The sequence below is a fragment of the Amycolatopsis balhimycina FH 1894 genome, from assembly GCF_000384295.1.
Taxonomy (GTDB): Bacteria; Actinomycetota; Actinomycetes; order Mycobacteriales; family Pseudonocardiaceae; genus Amycolatopsis; species Amycolatopsis balhimycina.
This window is the reverse complement of record NZ_KB913037.1, coordinates 9,178,504-9,198,767: the sequence shown is the minus strand read 5'-3', so window position 1 is coordinate 9,198,767 and position 20,264 is coordinate 9,178,504. Positions and strand designations below refer to the sequence as shown.

Here is a 20,264-nt window from a genome sequence, read left to right as displayed (position 1 = left end):
CACGTTCACCGGCCGCTTTCGAATTCGGACTCGAATTCGTCGAGCTCGCCTTGGTCCAGGTCGAGAAGGGCGACATCGGACACGGCGTGTACCGCCGCGACAGGACGATCGCCCGCAACCCGTTCCACGATCGCCGCGATCCCCGCGGGCGTGCGCTGCTCGAACACCTCGCGCGCACCGAAGGACATTCCCTCGCGGTGGGCCCGGGCCGCCAGCCGCATCGAAAGGATGGAATCCCCACCCAGCTCGAAGAAACTGTCGTCCGCACCGGCGCGCTCCAGGCCGAGCACCTCGGCGAAGAGCGCACACAGCAGCCGCTCGGCCTCCGTGACCGGCTCCCGGCCCCCGGCACGGGCGCCGAAGTCGGGATCCGGCAGCGCCGCCCGGTCCACCTTTCCGTTCGCCGTCAACGGCAGCGCGCCGAGTACCACCAGCGCCGCCGGCACCATGTACTGCGGCAACCGGGCCGCCACTCCCTCGCGCACCGCGGCTTCGTCCACACCGGACTCCCCCGCGGCGGTCACGTACCCGATCAGCCGGGTGCCGATCTCGCTGTCACGGGCCACCACCACCGCCTGGCCCACTGACTCCTGCGCCACCAGGGCGGCCTCGATCTCACCGGGCTCGATCCGGAAGCCCCGCACCTTCACCTGGTCGTCGACCCGGCCGGCGAACACCAGCTGTCCGTCCGGGTTCCACTGCACCAGGTCCCCGGTCCGGTACATCCGCTCGCCGGAGCCGAACGGATCGGCCACGAACCGCGTCGCCGTCAGCCCTGCCCGGCCCAGGTATCCCCGCGCCAGGCCCGCACCGGCCACGTACAACTCGCCCACCGCACCCGGCGGCACCAGCCGCAGCCACGAATCCAGCACGAACGCCCGCATGTTCGCCAGCGGGGTGCCGATCGGCACCACACCGCCCGGCGGGCATTCCTGCCCCGGTTCGAGCCGGTATTCGACGCACCCGACGGTCGCCTCGGTCGGCCCGTATTCATTGACCACCACGATGTTCGGATACTTCCGGCGCCATTGGACGACCGTGTCGGCCGGCAATTGTTCGCCGCCGAGCAGGAGGTCACCCGAACCGGCACTGCCCCGGGAAGCGGTGTCCAAGGTCAGCAGATGGCTCGGCGTGGCCTTGAGGAAGATCGACGGTGCGGCCTCCACCACCCCGATCAGGTCTTCCAGGGCACCGACGTGAATCTCTCCCCCCACGATGAGCGGGGTGAACGTCGCGGTGACCGTCAGATCGAAGGCGATCGACGAATGCAGCACCGACCGCCCCCGCAGACCCGGGTACATCCGTCCACAGTGGAGCAGGTAGTTCGTCAGGTTCCGATGGGTGACGACCACGGCCTTGGGGCGACCGGTGGAGCCCGAGGTGTAGATGAGGTACGCCGGGTGGCGCGGATCCAGCGCTCGAGCGCGGTCGGTGTCGGTGACCGGCGCGCGGTCCCGCCCCGCCAGCTGGCCCGCGGCCGCGGGCTCGTCGAGCACCACCGTCCTCGAGCGGGCGGCCAGCACGTCACCGATCGGCGATGCCGACAGCACCGCGGTGGTGATCACCAGCGCCGGTCCGGCGTCGTCGAGCATGAAGGCGATGCGGTCGGCCGGATAGCCCGGATCGATCGGCAGCCACGCGCCGCCGGTCTTGGTGACCGCCAGCAACGCGACGACCAGTTCCAGCGACCGGGGCAGCAGCACCGCGACCAGGCCTTCCGGCCCGGCACCCTGGTCGATGAGCCAGCGCGCCAGCTGGTTGGCGCGCGCGTCGAGCTCGGCGTAGGTCAGCGACCGGTCCTCGAAGACCACCGCGGTCGCCTCCGGGGTGGCGGCGGCCTGCGCGGCGAACAGCTCCGGCAACGTCCGGTCCGGCACCGGCAGCGCGGTGTCGTTGCCCGCCTGCAGCTGTCGCCGTTCGGCATCGGACAGGATCGGCACCACCGCGAGCGGCAGCCGCGGATCGGCGACGACGGCTTCGAGCACCAGCGTGAACCGCTCGAGCACGGCGCCGGCCTGCTCGGCGGTGAACAGCGCGGGCTGGTGCTCCAGCCGCAGCCGCAGGTCGGTGCCCGGCACGACCGCCAGCGCCAGCGGGTAGTGGGTGGCATCGGCGGCGGTCAGTCCCTGCACCCGGACCCGATCGGCATCGGCGGATTCGTCGCCGATCTCGGCCGGTCTCGGGTAGTTCTCGTAGACGATGATGGTGTCGAACAGCCGCCCCAGCCCCGCGGCCTGCTGGATGTCGGTGAGACCCACGTGGTGGTGGGCCAGCAGCGCCACCTGCTCGTTCTGCAGTCCCCGCACCAGTTCGGCGAAGGTGTCCTGCGGCCGCATCCGGACCCGGACCGGGACGGTGTTGATGAACAACCCGACCATGGTCTCGATCCCCGGCAGCTCGGCCGGGCGCCCGGACACCACCGACCCGAACACCACGTCGTCGCGTCCGGTGAGCGCCGCCAGCACCATGCCCCACACCGCCTGCAGCACGGTGCTGACCGTGACACCGCACTCGCGTGCCCGCGCCCCCAGCGCCTGGGCGAACGTCTCGTCCAGGGTGGTCCAGATCTGCTCGGGCACCTCGACCGGGACCGGCCGGTCCGCCGCCACCAGGGTCGGCTCGGGCAAGCCGGCCAGGGCGTCGCGCCAGGCTTCGGTAGCCGCCTCCCGGTCGGTTTCGCGCACCCAGGCCAGGTAGTCCCGATACGGGGTGACCGGCGCCAGCGCGGCCGGAGCGGCTCCGTTGCGGTAAAGCGTGAGCAGTTCGTCCAGCAGCAGCGGCGTCGACCAGCCGTCGAGCAGGATGTGGTGGTTGGTCAGCACCAGCCGGTGCCGGTCCGGGCCGAGCACCACCACCATGACCCGCAGCAGCGGGGGCCGGGCCAGCTCGAACGGCCGCGCCCGTTCGGCCGCGGCCACCGCCGCCGCCTCGGCCGCCGGATCCGCCGATTCCGTCACGTCCACCAGGGTCACCGGCACCGCCACGGCGCCGGGGACCACCTGGTAGGCGGTCCCGTCGGCGCCGTGCCGGAAGCCGGCACGCAGATTCGCGTGCCTGTCCAGCAGCGCGCGCACCGACTTCCGCAGCAGCGGCACGTCCAGCGGGCCGGCCAGCTCCAGCACCGCCTGCGCGGTGTAGACGTCGACGCCGTCGCCGGCGTAACCGGCGTGGAAGGCCAGCCCGTGCTGCAGCGGCGACAGCGGCAGCACCTCGGCCAGTCCGCCGGCGGCCGCGAATTCGGCCTCGAGGGCCTCGATCTCCGCCTGGTCCAGGGTGACGAGGTCGAAGTCGGACGCGGTGTGCCCGCCCGCGGCGGGATCAGCCGCCTGGCGGGCCACCCCGGACAGCATGTCCAGCCAGGCCCGGCCCAGCCGGTCGATCTCGTCCTCGCCGAGCAGGCCGTCCTGCCATTCCAGCATGAGCGTCAGCTCGGGACCGTCCGGCAGGTCCTGGACGATCGCGTTGACCTCGAGCGCGTGCGGCAGGCCCATACCGGGTTCCAGCGAACTGCCGATGTCACCGACCGGCTGCCACGCCCGCACCCCGCTCTTCTCGCCGGCGGCGAACCGGCCCATGTAGTTGAACCCGATCTGCGGCGACGGCAGGTCCGCCAGCACCGGCCCCGTCGTGCCGTTGAGGTACCGCAGCAAGCCGTATCCGAGCCCGTCGCCGGGCACGGCCCGTGACTGCTCCTTGACGGCCTTCAGCAAACGCCCGGCCGCCGGACCGCCGGCGAGCACGTCCGCCAGATCGGTGCCGGCCACGTCCAGCCGTACCGGATGTGCGCTGGTGAACCAGCCCACCGTCCGGGACAGGTCCGTCCCGTCCACCGGGTGGCGGCCATGGCTTTCCACGTCCACCAGCACGGCGTCCCCGCCGCGCCACCGCGCGACCGCGCCCGCCAGCCCGGCGAGCAGGACCTCGTTCACCCCGCAGTGGAACGCCACCGGAGCCCGGCCTGCCAACGCCGCCGTCTCCACCTTCGGCACGACCCACGACCGCGAGCGCACGGCACCTTCCGCGGCCCGGCTCGTGGCCTGCGCACCGGCCGGCCGGTCCCCCGGTCCGAGAATCGCCTTCCACGCGGCCAGCTCACCGGCCCGCTCCGCGGAAACCGCCCACTCGGCCAGCAAGCCCGCCCACCGCTTGAACGACGCACCGACCGGCTCCAGCACCGGCTCCCGCCCCGCGACCGCGGCTTCGCAGGCCGCCTGCAGATCCGACAGCAGAATCCGCCACGACACGCCATCGACCGACAGGTGGTGCGCCACCACCACCAGCCGCCCCACCTGGTCCGGTCCGGCGTCGACCCACACCGCCTGGGCCATCACGCCCGCCGACGGGTCCAACCGGGTCACGGCCGCGCGCGCCGCGTCCGCCACGGCTTCGTCCAGCGAGCGGCCATCGGCGCGGATGCGGGTGACCGCCCCGGCGACATCCACCGACCCACGCTCACCCACCACCAGGCGCCGGCCGCCCTCGTCGGCGACGACCCGCGCCCGCAGCATGTCGTGCGTATCCACCACGGCCGCAAAGCCCGCCGCCAGCGCCTTCTCCGTCAGGTCCGAAGGCGTCCCGACCACCATCCACTGCGCGAACGCCGGTCCCGCGACGCCGTCTCCCAGCATCCACATCACCGGCGTCCACGCGACGTCACCGACGCCATCGGGTTTCGGGGAACGACCGGGCTCCGGCACCGACGACTCCGCCGCCAGCTGCGCGATCCGCTCGGGCGTCTTCCCGTCGAAGACGTCCGCCGCGGTGAACGTCAGCCCCGACCGCCGCGCCCGCGCCGCCAGCTGCATCGAGAGGATGGAGTCCCCGCCGAGCTCGAAGAAGCTGTCGTCCACCCCGACCCGCGCCAGGCCGAGCACGCCGGCGAACAACTCGCACAGCACCCGCTCGGTCTCGGTGGCCGGCTCCCTGGCCTGCTTCCCGGCGGTGAAGTCGGGGTCGGGCAGTGCGCGCCGATCGATCTTCCCGTGCGCCGTCAGCGGCAGGGCGTCCAGCGCCACCACCGCCGCGGGGACCATGTACTGGGGCATCCGGGACGCGAGGTGCGCCCGCACCGCCTGCGTGTCGATGTCGCCTGGTGTCACGTAGGCGACCAGGCGGTCGTCGCGGACGGCGACCGCGGCCTGGGTGACCCGGGGGTAGCCGGACAAGGCGAACTCGATCTCGCGGGGTTCGACACGGAAGCCGCGGATCTTGACCTGGTCGTCGGCGCGCCCGGCGGACACCAGCTCGCCCTGTTCGGTCCAGTACGCCAGGTCCCCGGTCCGGTACATCCGCTCACCGGGCACGAACGGATCGGCGACGAACCGCTCGGCCGTCAGCGCCGAACGGCCGAGGTAGCCGCGGGCCACGCCGATCCCGGCCAGGTAGAGCTCACCGGTGACCCCGGGCGGCAACGGGCGCAGGAACGAGTCCAGCAGATATCCGCGCACCCCCGGCACCGGCTTGCCGAACGGGATCGGGTGCTGGCCGGGCGACAACGGCATGCTCATCGTCGCGCAGATCGTGGTTTCGGTCGGCCCGTAGGCGTTGATCATCCGCCGGTCCGCGGACAGCCGGTCCACCAGGCCCGGCGGGCAGAGCTCGCCCGCCGCCACCACCGTCTCCACCGTCGACGGCAACACGTCGGCCGTGCCCAGCACCGACGGCGGCGCCTTCACGTGCGTGATGTCCCACCGTTCCAGGGCGTCGGTGAACGACGCCCGCGGCGGCAGGTCCCGCTCCGGCGGCACCACCAGCGTCGCTCCCGAGAGCAACGCCATCATCACCTCGGAGACGATGGTGTCGAACCCGAGCGCCGCGAACTGCAGCACCCGTGACGACGGGGACACCCCGAACCGGTCGATGTGCGCCAGCGCCAGGTTTCCCAGCCCGGCATGGGTGACGACGACCCCCTTCGGGGTTCCCGTCGACCCCGACGTGTAGATCACGTACGCGGCACTGCGCGGATCCACCCGCGGCAGGTCCCCCGCCGAGCCCGCGGCCGGATCGACCTCGTCGATCACCACCAGCCGGTCCGCGAACTCCGCGGGCACCGCCCCCCGTGTCGCGCCCGCGCACACCACCAGCATCGGGTTCGCGCTCCGGAAGATCCATTCCTTGCGCTCGGCCGGATAGGCCGGGTCCACCGGCACGAACGTGCCGCCCGCCAGCAGGACGCCCAGCATGCCGACCGTCCACCAGGCCGAGCGCCCCACCACCAGGCCGACCCGGTCCTCGGACCGGACTCCGTGGGCCCGCAGGACGGCCGCGAACTTCAGCGACCGCTCCCACAAGTCCGCATAGGACAGCGCACCGTCGCCGTCCACGACCGCCACGTTGTCCGGCCGCCGCGCCGCCATCCGCCCCACCAGGGCCGGCAGCGGCTCCCCCGCCTGCAGCGGCGGGTCCCAGCGGCGCACGTCGGCCGCGCCCATCCCGATCCGCCCCACCAGGCCGGCGGGATCGGCGACCAGCGCGCCGATGGCGCCGACGAACCACTCCAGCAGCGACTCGGCGACGGTGTCCGGGACCTGGCCCGGCCAGTAGCCGAGCTGGATCTTGAACCGGTCGCCCGGGGTGATGCCCAGGGTCACCGGGTAGTGGGTCCCCTCGATCGTGCGCAGATGCGTGTACCGGCGGGCGTACTCCCGCGGGTAGTTCTCGACCACCAGCATCGTGTCGAACGTCGCGCCCGGTCCCGCCGCCTTCTGGATCTCCGGCAGCCCCAGGTACTGGTGTCGTTTGAGGGCCGTCTGCCTGCTGTGCAGGTCGGTGAGCATGTCCAGGACCGATTGCCCGCCGTCCAGCGGCACCCGGACCGGCACCGCGGTCATCAGCAGGCCCGGCATCGACTCGATCCCCGCCAGTTCCGGGGGACGGGTCGCGACCATGGTGCCGAACACGACGTCGGTCCGCCGCGTGAGCCGCGCCAGCACCATCGCCCAGGCGGCGTGCACCACCGTGCTCGGCGTCAGCCCGTGCTCGCGGGCGAACCCCAGCAGCCTGGTGTGCAGGGCCGGCGTCAGGTGCGTGGCGCGGTAGTCGTACTCCGTCTCGACGCCCGAAGTCGCGATCAGCGCGGGCTCGTCGAGACCGGCCAGCTCCGCCCGCCAGGCCGCCCGGGCCGCGTCGTCGTCCTGCCGGTCCAGCCAGGCCAGGTAGTCCCGGAAGGTGGCGCCGCCCCGCTGTTCCGGCACCGGCTCGCCGGCTTCGTACGCCTCGGAGACGTCGTTGAGGATGACCGCCACCGACCAGCCGTCGACGAGGATGTGGTGGATGACGAACAGCAGGCGGTACCGGTCCGCCGCGATCCGGACCAGCACCAGCCGGACCAGCGGCGCCGTGGCGAGTTCGAACCGCTGCTGCTGTTCCTCGGCGACGAGGGCCGCGACGGCCGCGTCGACGTCGCCGGCACCCGTCAGGTCCACCACCCGCCACGGCGGGGTGACGTCCCCGTGGACGGCCTGCACCGTCTTGCCCGAGGCGAGGCGGTGGAAGCTCAGCCGGAGCTCGGGGTGCCGCCGGACGACCGCGTCCCACGCGGCCCGCAGCCGGGGCGCGTCCACCGGCCCGTTCAGCTCCAGGATCACCTGCACCTGGTAGATGTCGGAGCCCTGGTCGTCGAGGATCGATTCGAAGAGCAGCCCCTCCTGCAACGGGGCCAGCGGCCAGATCTCCTCGGCGCCCGGAGCGGCGAGCGCCAGCTCCGCCTCCTCGGCCGCGGTCAGGGTGAGCAGGGGGCCGTCGACGGGCCCGCCGGCCGGGACCGGCCGCGCCACGGCGGCCAGCCGGGCGGGGGTCGGCTCCTCGAAGATCTGGGCGGGCGTCACCAGCAGGCCCGCCTTGGCGGCCCGGGCCGCCAGCCGCATCGCGCCGATCGAATCCCCGCCCAGCTCGAAGAAACCGTCGTCGACGCCGGCTCGTGCCACGCCGAGCACCTCGGCGAAGAGTCCACAGAGGACACGTTCCGCATCGGTGCTCGGTGCCCGCCCGGCGGCACTCGCCGCGAACTCGGGCGCCGGCAGCGCGGACCGGTCCACCTTGCCGTTGCCGGTCAGCGGCAGTGCGTCCAGTGCGAGCACGGCGGCCGGGACCAGGTGCTCCGGCAGCACCGCACCGAGGCGTTCGCGGATGACCCGGGGATCGGCGTCCCCCTCGGTCACCACATACCCGATCAGCCGTCCGTCGACCGCCGCCACGACGGCGTCGTGCACGTCCGGCTGAGCGATCAGCGCGGCCTCGATCTCGCCGGGCTCGATCCGGAACCCGCGGATCTTCACCTGGTCGTCGGCCCGGCCCGCGAACACCAGCTCACCGTCCGCGGTCCACTGGGCGAGGTCCCCGGTCCAGTACATCCGCTGCCCCGGTGCGGACGGATCCGCCACGAACCGCTCCGCCGTCAGCGCCGCCCGGTTGAAGTAGCCCTCCGCCAGCGCCCCGGAGAGGTACAGGTCGCCGACCACACCCGGCCCCACGGGCCGCAGCGACGCGTCGAGCACCTGCACCCGGCGGCCGGTCAGCGGACGGCCGATCGGCACGACCGGGCCCACCACGTCACCCGGCTGCAGCAGGTGCCACGTCGCGCACATCGTCGCTTCCGTCGGGCCGTACATGTTCCGGAACCGCGCCCGGGGTGCGGCCGTCCGCACCCGCTCCACCGCGTGCGCGGGTACCACGTCACCGCCGGTCAGCACCTCACGGAACTCCGCGAACGATTCCGGCGCCTCCTCCGCCACCGCGCGCAGGCTCCCCGCGGTGAGGTACACCCTCGTCACCCCGGCCGCGGCCGCTTCCCGCAGCCGCCGGGCGTCCACCGAACCCGGTTCGGCGAGCACCACCCGGACCCCCGACGCCAGCGGCATCCAGAGTTCGAACAGTGACGCGTCGAAGGCGTGCGGCGAATGCATGAGCACCGCCTCGCCGGGCTCCATCGCCCACCCGGCGTCCATCGTCAGCTCCGCGACGCAGCCCTGCGAAATGGTCACGCCCTTCGGTGTGCCCGTCGAGCCGGACGTGTACATCACGTACGCCGGATCCCCCGGTCGCACCGTGGCCGCCGGCGCGTCGGACGCGCCCTCCTCGGCGGCGGCGGCCGGCTCGAGCGACTCGACCCCGGCCGGTACGGCGCCGCGCGACGCGGCCGAGCACACCACGAGCTTGGCCGCCGAGTCCGCCACCATGAAGGCCACTCGCGGCGCGGGGTAGCCGGCGTCCACCGGCACGTACGCCGCCCCCGCCTTCCACACGGCGAGCAGCGCCACCACCAGGTCCGCCGAACGGTCCATCACCACCGCGACGCGGTCGCCACGGCGAATGCCGCGACTCGCCAGCCGCCCCGCCAACCGGCCCGCGCGCTCGTCGAGCTGCCGGTACGTCAGAACCCCGTCACCGCCGGCCACGGCCACCGCGTCAGGTGTCCGGTCCACGTGCGAAGCGAACAGATCCAGCATCGTCGGCGTGGTCCGCGCTGCGGAATTCATCGTCATCCTCCGTAGCCCATGTGTTGGATCACCGGCTCGGGCTCGATGTCGTCGAGCTCGTCCTCGATCTCCGGCTTGGGGTCGTTGGCGGCCGGGTTGGCGAACTGCGTGTGGTAGAGCTCCGCGTACAGGCCGCCCTGGGCCAGCAGCTCGTCGTGTGTCCCGCGCTCCCGCACCCTGCCGCCGTCGATCACGAGGATCTGGTCGGCCTCGCGGATCGTGGACAACCGGTGGGCGATCACCAGCGAGGTCCGGCCGTGCAGGGCCGTCTTGAGCGCCCGCTGGACGGCGGCCTCCGACTCGGAGTCCAGGTGGGCGGTGGCTTCGTCGAGGACGACGATCGACGGCTCCTTCAGCAGCAGCCGGGCGATGGCCAGTCGTTGCTTCTCCCCGCCCGACATGCGGTAGCCGCGATCGCCCGTGACGGTGTCCAGCCCGAGCGGGAGGGAGTCGATCAGGTCCCGGATCTGGGCCCCCTTGCACGCCTCCATCAGCTCGTCCTCGGTGGCGGTCGGGCGGGCGTAGAGGAGGTTCTCCCGGATCGTGTCGTGGAAGAGGTAGGCGTCCTGGCTGACCACCCCGACCGCTTCGCGGAGCGATTCGAAGGTGAGATCGCGCAGATCGTGGCCGCCGAGGCGGACGGTCCCGCCGTTCGGGTCGTACAGCCGGGAGACCAGGTGGGTGATGGTGCTCTTCCCCGCGCCGGACGGGCCGACGAGCGCGGTGAGGGTTCCGGCCTGCGCGTGGAAGCTCACGTCGCGCAGGACATCCGGCGTCACTTCGCTGCGCTCCCGCTCGGCCCGCAGGTGCTCCAGCGACGCCAGCGAGACCTCGTCCGCGGTGGGGTAGCGGAACGACACGTGCTCGAACTCGACGTCCGGCACCACCTTCTTCTTCAGCGCGATCGCGTCGGGGCGTTCCTGGATCAGTGGCTTGAGGTCGAGCAGCTCGAAGACCCGGGAAAAGCTCACCACGACCGTCTGCGCGAGCTCCTGCATCCCGGACAGCTGGGTGATCGGCCCGAACAGCCGCTGGAGCAGGGTGGCGATGGCGACCAGCGTGCCGAGCTCGAACGCACCGGCGAGCACGAGCCCGCCCCCGATCCCGTAGACGAGGGCCGTGGCGAGCGAGGCCATCAGCGCCATCATGACGAAGGCCATCCGGCCCCACACGGAAAGGCTCACGCCGATCTTGCGGATCTCCCCGGCACGCTCCTCGTACTCGGCCATTTCCTCGGCGGGACGGCCGAAGAGCTTGGAGAGCATGGCCCCCTGGACGTTGAACCGCTCCTGGAGAAGCCCGCCGAGGCCGGTATTCGCGTCCATGAGCCGGATACTGCGCCGCTGGATCGCCCGCCCCACGCGAATCCAGGGCACGAGGAATATCGGAATCAGCACCAGCGAGACGATGGCGACGATCCACGAAAGGTAGATCAGCTCGGCCAGCACCACCACGACCATGACCACGCTGGTGGCCGCCATGAGCAAGCCGGTGAAATGCTGCTGCGCCATGATCAGTTCCGTGTGCAGCCTGCCGACCAGCACCCCCGTCTGGGTACGGGTGAAGAACGCGATCGGCAGCCGCCGGACGTGGCCGAGCGCCTGGACCCGGAGATCGTAGGTGATCCCCTCCCCGATCCGCCCGGAGATGTAGCCGGACACCATCGTCAGCCCGGCGCCCAGCACGGCGAGCACCGCGGTGAGGCCGGCCATCAGGATCACGACCCCGAGATCGTTCTTGACGATGCCGTTGTCGATGAGTTCCTTCAACAGCAACGGAGTTGCCACGACGATGAGCGACTCCAGCACGGCGACGAGACAGAAGAGCGCCACCTTCCCGACGTGCGGGCGGAAGTAGGCGAGCACGCGGCGCAGCGTCCCCTTGCGGACCTTGGTCACCCAGGGGTCGGGGTCGTCAGGGCTCTTGTCCACCCCCTCGAAACGCAACACCATGTCCATCCGGTCACCTCTCTCACACGCCAAAGTCGGCGATCTCAATCGTGCTGAATCGAGTCGATGTCCACGAGTGGGTCCAAGCAAGCGCTTTCGGCACTTGGACGCATTTTTTTGCCGACGCCCCCGTGCCGCGCCGCACGGATAACCGTACAATCACGACGGACGTTCCGGCCACCTTCGGCAATCGTTTTTGCGGCCGGCCTAACGCCCCGGGGAACCCGCCGGGTTGCGGCCGGGAAGGGATCCGCCGCGCTGACCAGGGATCCGGCCGTGACCGTCCACGCCGCGCCGCAGCAGATCCGTCACCTCGTCCAGGTCGCCGGACCGCAACGCCGAGGCCGCCGCGGCGAGGTCGGCCGCGATCCGTTCGAGCACCCCGGCCACCGGCCGGGTGTTCCCGGAGAGAATCCTCCGCCACAGCAAGGGATCCCCGGCTGCGATGCGCGTCACATCACGGAGTCCCTGCCCCGCCAGGCCCAGCGCGACGTCGTCGCCGCTCGCCAGGCTGGCCGCCACCGCCGACGCCACCACGTGCGGGGCGTGCGACACCAGCGCCACGGCCGAGTCGTGCTCGCCCGCACCCACGACGACGGCCGTCGCCCCGCACAGGGACACCAGCTCCCGCACCCGTCGCAGGGCTTCCGCGTCCGTCTCGGGGCCGGGGCACAGTGCCCACGGCCGGCCCGAGAACAGCTCGGCGCGGGCGGCGGCCGGGCCCGAGCGTTCCCGGCCGGCAAGCGGGTGGCCCGGCACATAGGAGGCCAGGTCACACCCGAGCCGCTCCGCGTCGGCGATCGGATCGGCCTTCACACTGGCCACGTCGGTGTACACCCGGGCCGCACCTTGCTTCTGCAGGTCGGCCAGCCGGTCCCCCACCAGGTGCGGCGGCACGGCGATCACCGCCAGATCCACACCTTCTCCCGCCCACTCCCGCCCGGCGCCGAGTACCTGCGCCAGCCGGGCGGCCTCGGTGTCGACGTCGGAGAGGAAGACCGCGACGCCCTTCTCCCGGAGGGCCAGCGCCACCGAGGTGCCGATCAGCCCGGTACCGACGACAAGCGCTTTCTCGATGGTCACCGTTCCTTCTTAAAACGGCTCACCGGACGAAGTCCAGCCGCGGGACTTGGGCGGACGGCGACGCCGGTTCCGGTGCGGCGGCCCGCACCGGAACCGGCGACGCCACTGGGCTCCGCCGTGGTCACGCGATCATCCCGCGGCCAGCTCGGTCGCCCGGCTCTCCAGGTGGTCGGCGAACTCCGCCCAGACCCGGGCGTGGTCCCGGGCGAACCCGGCGATCACGCCGTGCAGGTGTGGTGGAACACCCTGCAGGATCCGTTCCCACTCCTGCCCGTCCATGGAGTGCATGGTGAGCATGCGCAGCAGGATCCGGCCGACCTCGTTCAGCCGCAGTGCCGGGTCGCTCTTGAGCCTTTCCAGCAGCGCGAGCCGATCCTGGTCCACGGCACGGCCGAAGTCGGGCTCCGACAACCGCAGCGGGTGCGGCTTGGCCGGCAATCTCCTTGTCCCGTCCGGAGTCGGGCTCTCCCCGCGCTCCAGCCGGCCCCGCACGTCACGCACCGTCTCCGGGGAGATGCCGACCTGCTTGGCGACCTGCCGCAGAGACAGACCCGGATCGCTGCGGATGAGCTCGGCGGCGAGTCTTCTCCGCTCCGAACCGTCGGACGGGCGGACACGCCCGTCCCGCCCGATCCGGGCCTCGGTCCCGTCCTCTCCCGCGCGCCTGCGCAGGTCGGCCACCGTGCCCGCGGAGATCCCGGTCGCCGAGGCCACCCGCCGATCGGACCACTGCGGATGCGTCCCGATGATCTGGACGGCCGCACGCTTGCGATCGGCGAGGGACAGCGGCAGACCGTGCCGGATGTTCGCCTCGACCGCCAGGACGAACGCATCCGATTCGGTGGCGTCGACCAGTCTGGCCAGGATTTTCGTGTCACCCCGGACTCGCGCCACCTTCAACCGGTGCAGGCCGTCGAGCACCTGCATCGTCGGACGGTGAACGAGAATGGGCGGAAGTTCTCCCTCTGCCGACAACAGCGTCTCGACGTGCTCCGGATCCTCACCCGATGTTCGCGGTGAGCTCGCGGAAGACAGCCGGGACAGCTCGATTTCGACGGCAGGGAGAGCGAATATGTCAACTCTCGTCGGATCCACCTAGCCCCCATTTGGATCTACTTCGTCAACTTTGCGGCACGGCAGAGAACCGCACCGTCCAACTGCTCAGCCTCGGTGGTTGGACACACGACCGGTGTCCGGGCCGGCCTCGGCCGCGGCGGATGTCCTCGACGCTGATGGATCCCCATGAACGCCGCGGACAGGCCTGTGCGCGAACGATCCGCGATTCCCCGGACGGCAGGCAGCAGCCCGCGTTCCGGCCATCGGCCGGAACTCGATGCAGCTTGCAATCCCCCCGGGCGATGATCGCCGCGGAACTACCGGTCGGTGGCTTGTACCCGGCCGAGACCGACGACCGTCAGCCCGACCAAGGCCGGCGGTCGGGTAACGCGAGGCCACAGGGCATGTTCGACAACGAATTCCCAGTACATGCCGGGCGCGGCTCAGCGGTTCGACCCGATGGAACCCCGATTGCCTCGTGGTCCCCGGTCACCGCCGCGCCCTCCCTTGATCCCCAGTGAGTGCACACGACGTCAGCATGGCATGACCGATCGTTGTCGGCAATTGACGAACAATCGTGATGTCCAAGGCGCAGGCCATCGGCCGGGATCGAGGAGCGACTCTTTCACTAATGTTGTATTGACGCGATCGTCAACCATTAGTATGATGCGCCGCGCCGGACACATTGAGCCGGAATGTCACCGGCTGGACTCCTCAGTGGATCACATTGGGCCGATTGCGAGCCTTGATTGTCCGCGAGAAATGATTATAGTGTCCACCGCTCGCATTCCGTCCGCGAGCCGGGCTCACCCGACTGCCCCTTGACCGCCATATCCATGGATGGTAGGGGCAAATTTCCGGGCCGTCTGCGGAGCACGCCGGGCGACCCTGGTCACCGGCGCAGCCGCGGGTCGTGACTCGGGTCGGCATACAGGGGCGGGCAGCCGTGCTCGATCGCTTCGGGACGCAATTCGAAGTGCCAGGGTTCGTTGCGGTAGACGCGGCACAACCCGTAATCGGCGCCGTGCTCGGACAACCACGACGCGGACGCGGGTGGCCCGATGTCGACCGCCTTCCCCGCCACGTGGATCGACGTCTCCGGGGTGGCCACCCACCGGGCGGCCGCCGCCGCCGACCCGTATTTCGCCACCGCCTCGCGAAGAAGCCGGCTCTGGTATTCCGGAGACCGCCAGCCGCTGTTCACGCACAGTTCGACCCCGCCGTCGGCGGCCGCGGTCGCGGCCCGGCGCAGTGCACTCAGAAGCGCCGGGTCGAGGCGAGTCACAGCCGGGACGTCGTCGTCGAAGACCGTCACCCCGGCGGGGACGGCACCGTGGGTCTTGCCGAGGCCGGCACGGTCCTGGGGGCGGACCGGGCGACCGGGCGACCGGGCAATCCTCGTGCCGACGGCGCGCAGGCCGGCGAGAAGGACCCCGCGAATCCGGCGGGCCACCGGCACGACGGCGCCGGGAATCCGGCGGGTCGTCGTCCGGGCCGACTCGCGGTAGGTCATGTGTCCATTCAAGTCGGCGATGTGTTGCCGGCACGTATGCGATTTTCCATATGCCGACGATATGTAGTGGCCTCTCGTACCATCGGGGCATGCGCGTGCTGATCGTCGAGGACGAGCCCTATCTGGCCGAAGCCATCCGCGACGGCCTGCGTTTGGAAGCGATCGCGGCGGACACCGCGGGCAACGGCGACACCGCTCTCGAACTGCTGAGCCTCAACACCTACGACATCGCCGTCCTCGACCGGGATATTCCCGGACCCAGCGGGGACGAGATCGCCAAACGGATCGTCGCTTCCGGCAGCGGCCTGCCGATCCTCATGCTCACCGCCGCCGACCGGCTCGACGACAAGATCACCGGGTTCGAGCTCGGTGCCGACGACTACCTCACGAAGCCGTTCGAACTGCGGGAGCTCGTGCTCAGGCTGCGGGCGCTCGATCGCCGGCGTGCCCACAACCGGCCGCCGGTACTGGAAATCGCCGGCCTGCGGCTGAACCCGTTCCGCCGCGAGGTCTACCGCGACGACCGCTACATCGCGCTGACCAGGAAGCAGTTCGCCGTGCTCGAAGTCCTCGTTTCCGCCGACGGCGGTGTCGTCAGCGCCGAAGAGCTGCTGGAACGGGCCTGGGACAAGAACGCCGACCCGTTCACCAACGCTGTGCGCATCACGGTTTCGGCTCTGCGCAAGCGGCTCGGCGAGCCCTGGATCATCACCACGGTGGCCGGCGTCGGGTACCGCATCGGCGCGGCGCCCGGCGCCGGGCGCTAGGGAGCAGGCGGTGGACAGAGCGGCCGGGATGAGCGTCCGCCTCAAACTCACCCTCAGCTACGCCTGCTTCCTCGTGCTCGCCGGTGTACTGCTGCTCGCTTCCGTGTGGCTGTTCCTGCTGCGTGATGTCCCCGACGTGCTGGCCAAACCGCCCCCCGGCGGGGTGCTGGAGCGGTCCGTCCTGGTGCGCAACTTCCTGCCGGCCGCGGGCTCAGTGCTGTTCTTCCTGCTGCTGTTCGGCCTGCTGGGCGGCTGGATCCTCGCCGGCCGCATGCTCGCCCCGCTGACCCGGATCACCGACGCCGCGCGCATGGCCGCGAACGGGTCGCTCTCCCACCGGATCCGGCTGGAAGGCACCGAAGACGAGTTCCGCGAACTCGCCGATGCCTTCGACGCCATGCTCGCCCGGCTCGAAGCCCACGTCGCCGCGCAGCGGAGGTTCGCCGCGAACGCCTCGCACGAGCTGCGCACCCCGCTGGCGATCACGCAGGCGCTTCTCGAAGTGGCCCGCAACGATCCGGCGAAAGACCCGCTGCTGGTCTTCGACCGCCTCCACGCGGTGAACGCCCGGGCGATCGACCTCACCGAGGCGCTGCTGGTGCTCAGCCGCGCCGATCAGCGCGCGTTCACCCGGGAACCGGTCGACCTGTCCCTGCTTGTGGAAGAGGCCATCGAAACGCTGCTCCCGATCGCCGAGAAACGCCGTGTCGTCATCATCGCCTCCGGTCACATCAGCCGGGTGGTGGGGTCGGCGACGCTGCTGCTGCAGATGACGACGAACCTCGTGCACAACGCCATCGTGCACAGCCTGCCGGAGCGTGGCCCGGTGTGGGTCAACACCGGCATCCACGCCGAAACCGTGGTGCTCACGGTCGAAAACCACGGGGAGAAGCTGTCCCCGCACCTGGTCTCGACCCTCGCCGAACCGTTTCAGCGGGGCACCCAGCGCCTGCGCAACGACCACGCGGGCGTCGGTCTCGGCCTGGCCATCGTCAAGAGCATCGCCCAGGCCCACGACGGATCCCTCACGATCACCCCGCGCCCGGCGGGCGGTCTCCGCGTCACCGTCGCACTGCCCACGCCGCCGGACCCCGCGATCCTCGCCCCGGACCAGCGCCGAGGGGTGTCACCGCTGGGCCCCCGCCCGCGGTGACCGGCCGGGTCACCTCACCAGCGGCCGGAGGGCTTCCGCTGAGAAACGCTGGAGTCGCGCAGCGGTGGCTGCCAGACCCGGCGTTCCGGGACTTCACCCTCGTCGCCCGGCTGGTCGAGCGGGTCGACGCCGTTCTGCCACCGGGCCCAGTGCGCCGCGCACATCCTCCGCCAGAGGGCCGGCTCGTCGCACTGGTACCGGCGGCAGACCCGCACCCGTTCCCGCTGATCGCTCACGTACTTGCTCCACTCGCCACGGCTTCGAAACGTTTCGCGTTCAACTACCATAGCGGTCACGGCCGTGTCGATACCCGGAGTACCACCGGGGACGGCTCGTCCGTCTCGCACGGTTAACCCTCCGCTAACCGGGAAAGCACCCTGGACCCGCCGGTCCCCGGCGGGTGCCACCCCGGACGACGGAGGAAAAGACGTGTTCCGTCACACGAAGCTGCTGCAGTTCGAAGCCAAACCCGAAAAGCCGGACCCCGTCTACGCGCACAAGCTCCAAGAGCTGATCGGCGGCGCCTACGGCGAAATGACCGTGACGATGCAGTACCTCTTCCAAGGCTGGAACTGCCGCATCGAAGGCAAGTACAAAGACCTGATCATGGACACCGCGACCGAGGAAATCGGCCACGTCGAAATGCTCGCCACCATGGTCGCCCGGCTCCTCGAGGGCGCACCCTCGACCGTCACGGCCGAAGCCGTCAAGGACCCGGTGATGGCGGCCATGATCGGCGGGATGGACGTCCAGCAGGCGATCGTCGCCGGCGGCGGCGCCCTGCCCGCCGACAGCAACGGCTACCCCTGGAACGGCAGGTACATCGTCGCCTCCGGCAACCTGCTGGCCGACTTCCAGGCCAACGCGGCCGCCGAAGCCCAGGGCCGCCTGCAGACCGCCCGCCTCTACAACATGACCGACGACCCCGGCGTCAAGGCCATGCTCAGGTTCAACCTCGCCCGCGACACCGTCCACCAGAAACAGTGGCTCGCCGCCATCGAAGAGCTCAAGGCCGACGGCCTCGAAGGCGACATCGCGCCCAGCGCGCTGTTCGACGAAGAAGACCAGACCCACAACAAGACCATCTGGCACCTCTCCGACGGCCCCGACGGCGCCAAGGGCACCAGCTGGACCACCGACGCCGGCCTCGAGTACCTGATGGACCCCGAACCCCTCGGCGGTCCCGGCACCGCCCCGAAGCCCGACCCGGCCCTGTACGGCACCTACGCGCCGCTGCAGGACGCCAAAGGCACGGCGAAGGGCAAAGCCAAGGAAGTCAAGAACAAGCTGACCTGACCGACGGGATCGGTGCGGGGCCGCCGTGCGCGGCGGCCCCGCACCGATGTTCCCCGAGGAGCAAGGCACCAACGCCTACGACCGTCCGGAAACACGCGATGGCCGCGTGTATCAGCGACCGGGCCCGGGTACGCGCGGCGCGACCAGCCCGGCGGCACCAGGTGGGAGCCCGATGACCGAAACTCACTTGCGCCCCGCTCCGATCCCCCACCGGCCGGTGTGGCGGGGCAAGCGCGGCGAGACGATCCTCAAGACCATCCGCACCACCGACCACAAGACGATCGGCGTGCTGTACCTGACGACGTCGTTCGGGTTCTTCCTGATCGGCGGCCTCACCGCGCTGCTGATGCGGGGCGAGCTGGCCCGGCCGGGCCTGCAGTTCCTCTCCCCGGAGCAGTACAACCAGCTGTTCACCATGCACGGCACGATCATGCTGCTGCTCTACGCCACCCCGAACCTGTTCGGGTTCGCCAACTTCGTCCTGCCGCTGCAGATCGGCTCACCGGACGTGGCGTTCCCCCGGCTCAACGCGTTCTCGTACTGGCTATACCTGTTCGGCGGCACGATCGTCCTCTCCGCCTACGCCACCCCCGGCGGGCCACCCGACTTCGGCTGGACCGCCTACACGCCGTTGTCCAACGCCATCCACAGTCCCGGGGTCGGCGGGGACCTGTGGATCTCGGGGCTGATCGTCACCGGTCTCGGCACCATCCTCGGCGCGGTCAACATGATCACGACCGTGGTGTGCCTGCGCTGTCCCGGGATGCTCATGTGGCGCATGCCGATCTTCACGTGGAACATCCTGTTCACGTCGATCCTGATCCTGCTGGCGTTCCCGATCCTCACCGCGGCGCTGTTCGCGCTCCTGGCCGACCGGCACCTCGGCGCGCACGTGTTCGACCCCGAGAACGGCGGCGCGATCCTGTGGCAGCACCTGTTCTGGTTCTTCGGCCATCCCGAGGTCTACGTGGTCGCGCTGCCGTACTTCGGGATCGTCACCGAGATCGTGCCGGTGTTCAGCCGGAAGCCGCTGTTCGGCTACAAGCTCATGGTGTTCGCGACCATCGGGATCACCGGGCTGTCGGCGGTGGTGTGGGCGCACCACATGTTCGCCACCGGCGCCGTGCTGCTGCCGTTCTTCTCGATCATGACGTTCCTGATCGCGGTGCCGACCGGGATCAAGTTCTTCAACTGGATCGGCACCATGTGGAAGGGGCAGCTGACGTTCGAGTCGCCGATGCTGTGGTCGACCGGGTTCCTCGTCACCTTCCTGCTCGGCGGCCTGACCGGGATCATCCTCGCGTCGCCGCCTCTGGACTTCCACGTCCACGACAGCTACTTCGTCGTCGCCCACTTCCACTACGTGCTGTTCGGCACGATCGTCTTCGCGACCTTCGCCGGCATCTACTTCTGGTTCCCCAAGATCACCGGCCGGATGCTCGACGAAGGACTGGCGAAGTGGCACTTCTGGACGACGTTCGTCGGCTTCCACACGACGTTCCTCGTCCAGCACTGGCTCGGTGACGCGGGCATGCCGCGCCGCTACGCCGACTACCTCTCGAGCGACAACTTCACCTGGATGCACACGGTTTCCACGATCGGCGCGTTCGTGCTGGGGCTGTCGGTGCTGCCGTTCGTCTGGAACGTCTTCAAGAGCTACCGCTACGGCGAACCCGTCGAGGTCGACGACCCGTGGGGCTTCGGCAACTCGCTGGAATGGGCCACCACCAGCCCGCCGCCCCGGCACAACTTCCTCGAGCTGCCCCGGATCCGCTCGGAGCGTCCCGCGTTCGAGCTGCACTACCCGGACATGGTGGACCGGATGCGCGACGAAGCACACCTCACGCGCGGGCACCCCCGCGGCGCGGCGGACCCGGCCGAGCTGGCGGCCGCCGCCACCCAGCCCGACGAGCAGGGCGAAAGCGACGATCCCCGCGGCCGCTGACCCCGGCCCGAACGCCGTCGCCGGCC

General features: G+C 70.8%; 10 protein-coding genes. 4 read left to right on the top strand and 6 right to left on the bottom strand.

The genetic code is table 11. From position 1 onward, the window contains the following. Positions 1–5 precede the first annotated feature (5 nt). The 5 genes from A3CE_RS0142490 to A3CE_RS52460 form a co-directional block, all read right to left on the bottom strand. Positions 6–9,476 (bottom strand): non-ribosomal peptide synthetase, encoded by a 9,471-nt coding sequence (locus A3CE_RS0142490; protein WP_026469389.1) that lies wholly within the window; start codon positions 9,474–9,476, stop codon positions 6–8. 2 nt (positions 9,477–9,478) lie between these two features. Then, positions 9,479–11,434: an ABC transporter ATP-binding protein gene (locus tag A3CE_RS0142485; RefSeq protein ID WP_020646205.1), complete on the bottom strand. Its 1,956-nt coding sequence runs from the start codon at positions 11,432–11,434 to the stop codon at positions 9,479–9,481. A 198-nt stretch (positions 11,435–11,632) separates the two neighbouring features. Then, positions 11,633–12,508, bottom strand: coding sequence for a prephenate dehydrogenase (locus A3CE_RS52465; protein WP_020646204.1), 876 nt, complete (start codon positions 12,506–12,508; stop codon positions 11,633–11,635). A 129-nt stretch (positions 12,509–12,637) separates the two neighbouring features. After that, entirely contained in the window at positions 12,638–13,435 is a 798-nt protein-coding gene (locus tag A3CE_RS0142475) for a winged helix-turn-helix transcriptional regulator (RefSeq protein WP_020646203.1), read from the bottom strand. 1,021 nt (positions 13,436–14,456) lie between these two features. After that, positions 14,457–15,077, bottom strand: a complete 621-nt coding sequence (locus tag A3CE_RS52460; RefSeq protein ID WP_020646202.1) for a M15 family metallopeptidase — start codon at positions 15,075–15,077, stop codon at positions 14,457–14,459. Between the two features lie 89 nt (positions 15,078–15,166). Between A3CE_RS52460 and A3CE_RS0142465 the strand changes: the two genes are divergently transcribed. Together A3CE_RS0142465 and A3CE_RS0142460 are read left to right on the top strand one after the other, a co-directional pair. Next, a complete protein-coding gene (locus tag A3CE_RS0142465) occupies positions 15,167–15,844 on the top strand; it encodes a response regulator transcription factor (protein ID WP_020646201.1) in 678 nt (225 codons plus the stop codon). Between the two features lie 28 nt (positions 15,845–15,872). After that, positions 15,873–16,997 carry a sensor histidine kinase gene (locus A3CE_RS0142460; protein WP_020646200.1) on the top strand — a complete coding sequence of 375 codons (1,125 nt, stop codon included), beginning with the start codon at positions 15,873–15,875 and terminating at the stop codon, positions 16,995–16,997. A gap of 14 nt (positions 16,998–17,011) precedes the next feature. Here the strand turns inward: A3CE_RS0142460 and A3CE_RS0142455 are convergent, their stop codons facing one another. Continuing rightward, positions 17,012–17,233 (bottom strand): hypothetical protein, encoded by a 222-nt coding sequence (locus A3CE_RS0142455; RefSeq protein WP_020646199.1) that lies wholly within the window; start codon positions 17,231–17,233, stop codon positions 17,012–17,014. Positions 17,234–17,426: 193 nt separating this feature from the next. Between A3CE_RS0142455 and A3CE_RS0142450 the strand changes: the two genes are divergently transcribed. Both A3CE_RS0142450 and ctaD read left to right on the top strand, forming a co-directional pair. Beyond that, a complete protein-coding gene (locus tag A3CE_RS0142450; protein ID WP_020646198.1) occupies positions 17,427–18,293 on the top strand; it encodes a manganese catalase in 867 nt (288 codons plus the stop codon). Between the two features lie 172 nt (positions 18,294–18,465). Beyond that, positions 18,466–20,238 carry an aa3-type cytochrome oxidase subunit I gene (ctaD, locus tag A3CE_RS0142445; protein WP_020646197.1) on the top strand — a complete coding sequence of 591 codons (1,773 nt, stop codon included), beginning with the start codon at positions 18,466–18,468 and terminating at the stop codon, positions 20,236–20,238. The last annotated feature ends 26 nt before the right edge of the window (positions 20,239–20,264 follow it).

Coding starts and splice junctions, on each gene's coding strand:
- A3CE_RS0142465 (WP_020646201.1), top strand. CDS start 15,167: ATGCGCGTGCTGATCGTCGAGGACGAGCCCTATCTGGCCGAAGCCATC.
- A3CE_RS0142460 (WP_020646200.1), top strand. CDS start 15,873: ATGAGCGTCCGCCTCAAACTCACCCTCAGCTACGCCTGCTTCCTCGTG.
- A3CE_RS0142475 (WP_020646203.1), bottom strand. CDS start 13,435: ATGCAGGTGCTCGACGGCCTGCACCGGTTGAAGGTGGCGCGAGTCCGG.
- A3CE_RS0142490 (WP_026469389.1), bottom strand. CDS start 9,476: ATGAATTCCGCAGCGCGGACCACGCCGACGATGCTGGATCTGTTCGCT.
- A3CE_RS0142485 (WP_020646205.1), bottom strand. CDS start 11,434: ATGGACATGGTGTTGCGTTTCGAGGGGGTGGACAAGAGCCCTGACGAC.
- A3CE_RS52460 (WP_020646202.1), bottom strand. CDS start 15,077: ATGACCTACCGCGAGTCGGCCCGGACGACGACCCGCCGGATTCCCGGC.
- ctaD (WP_020646197.1), top strand. CDS start 18,466: ATGACCGAAACTCACTTGCGCCCCGCTCCGATCCCCCACCGGCCGGTG.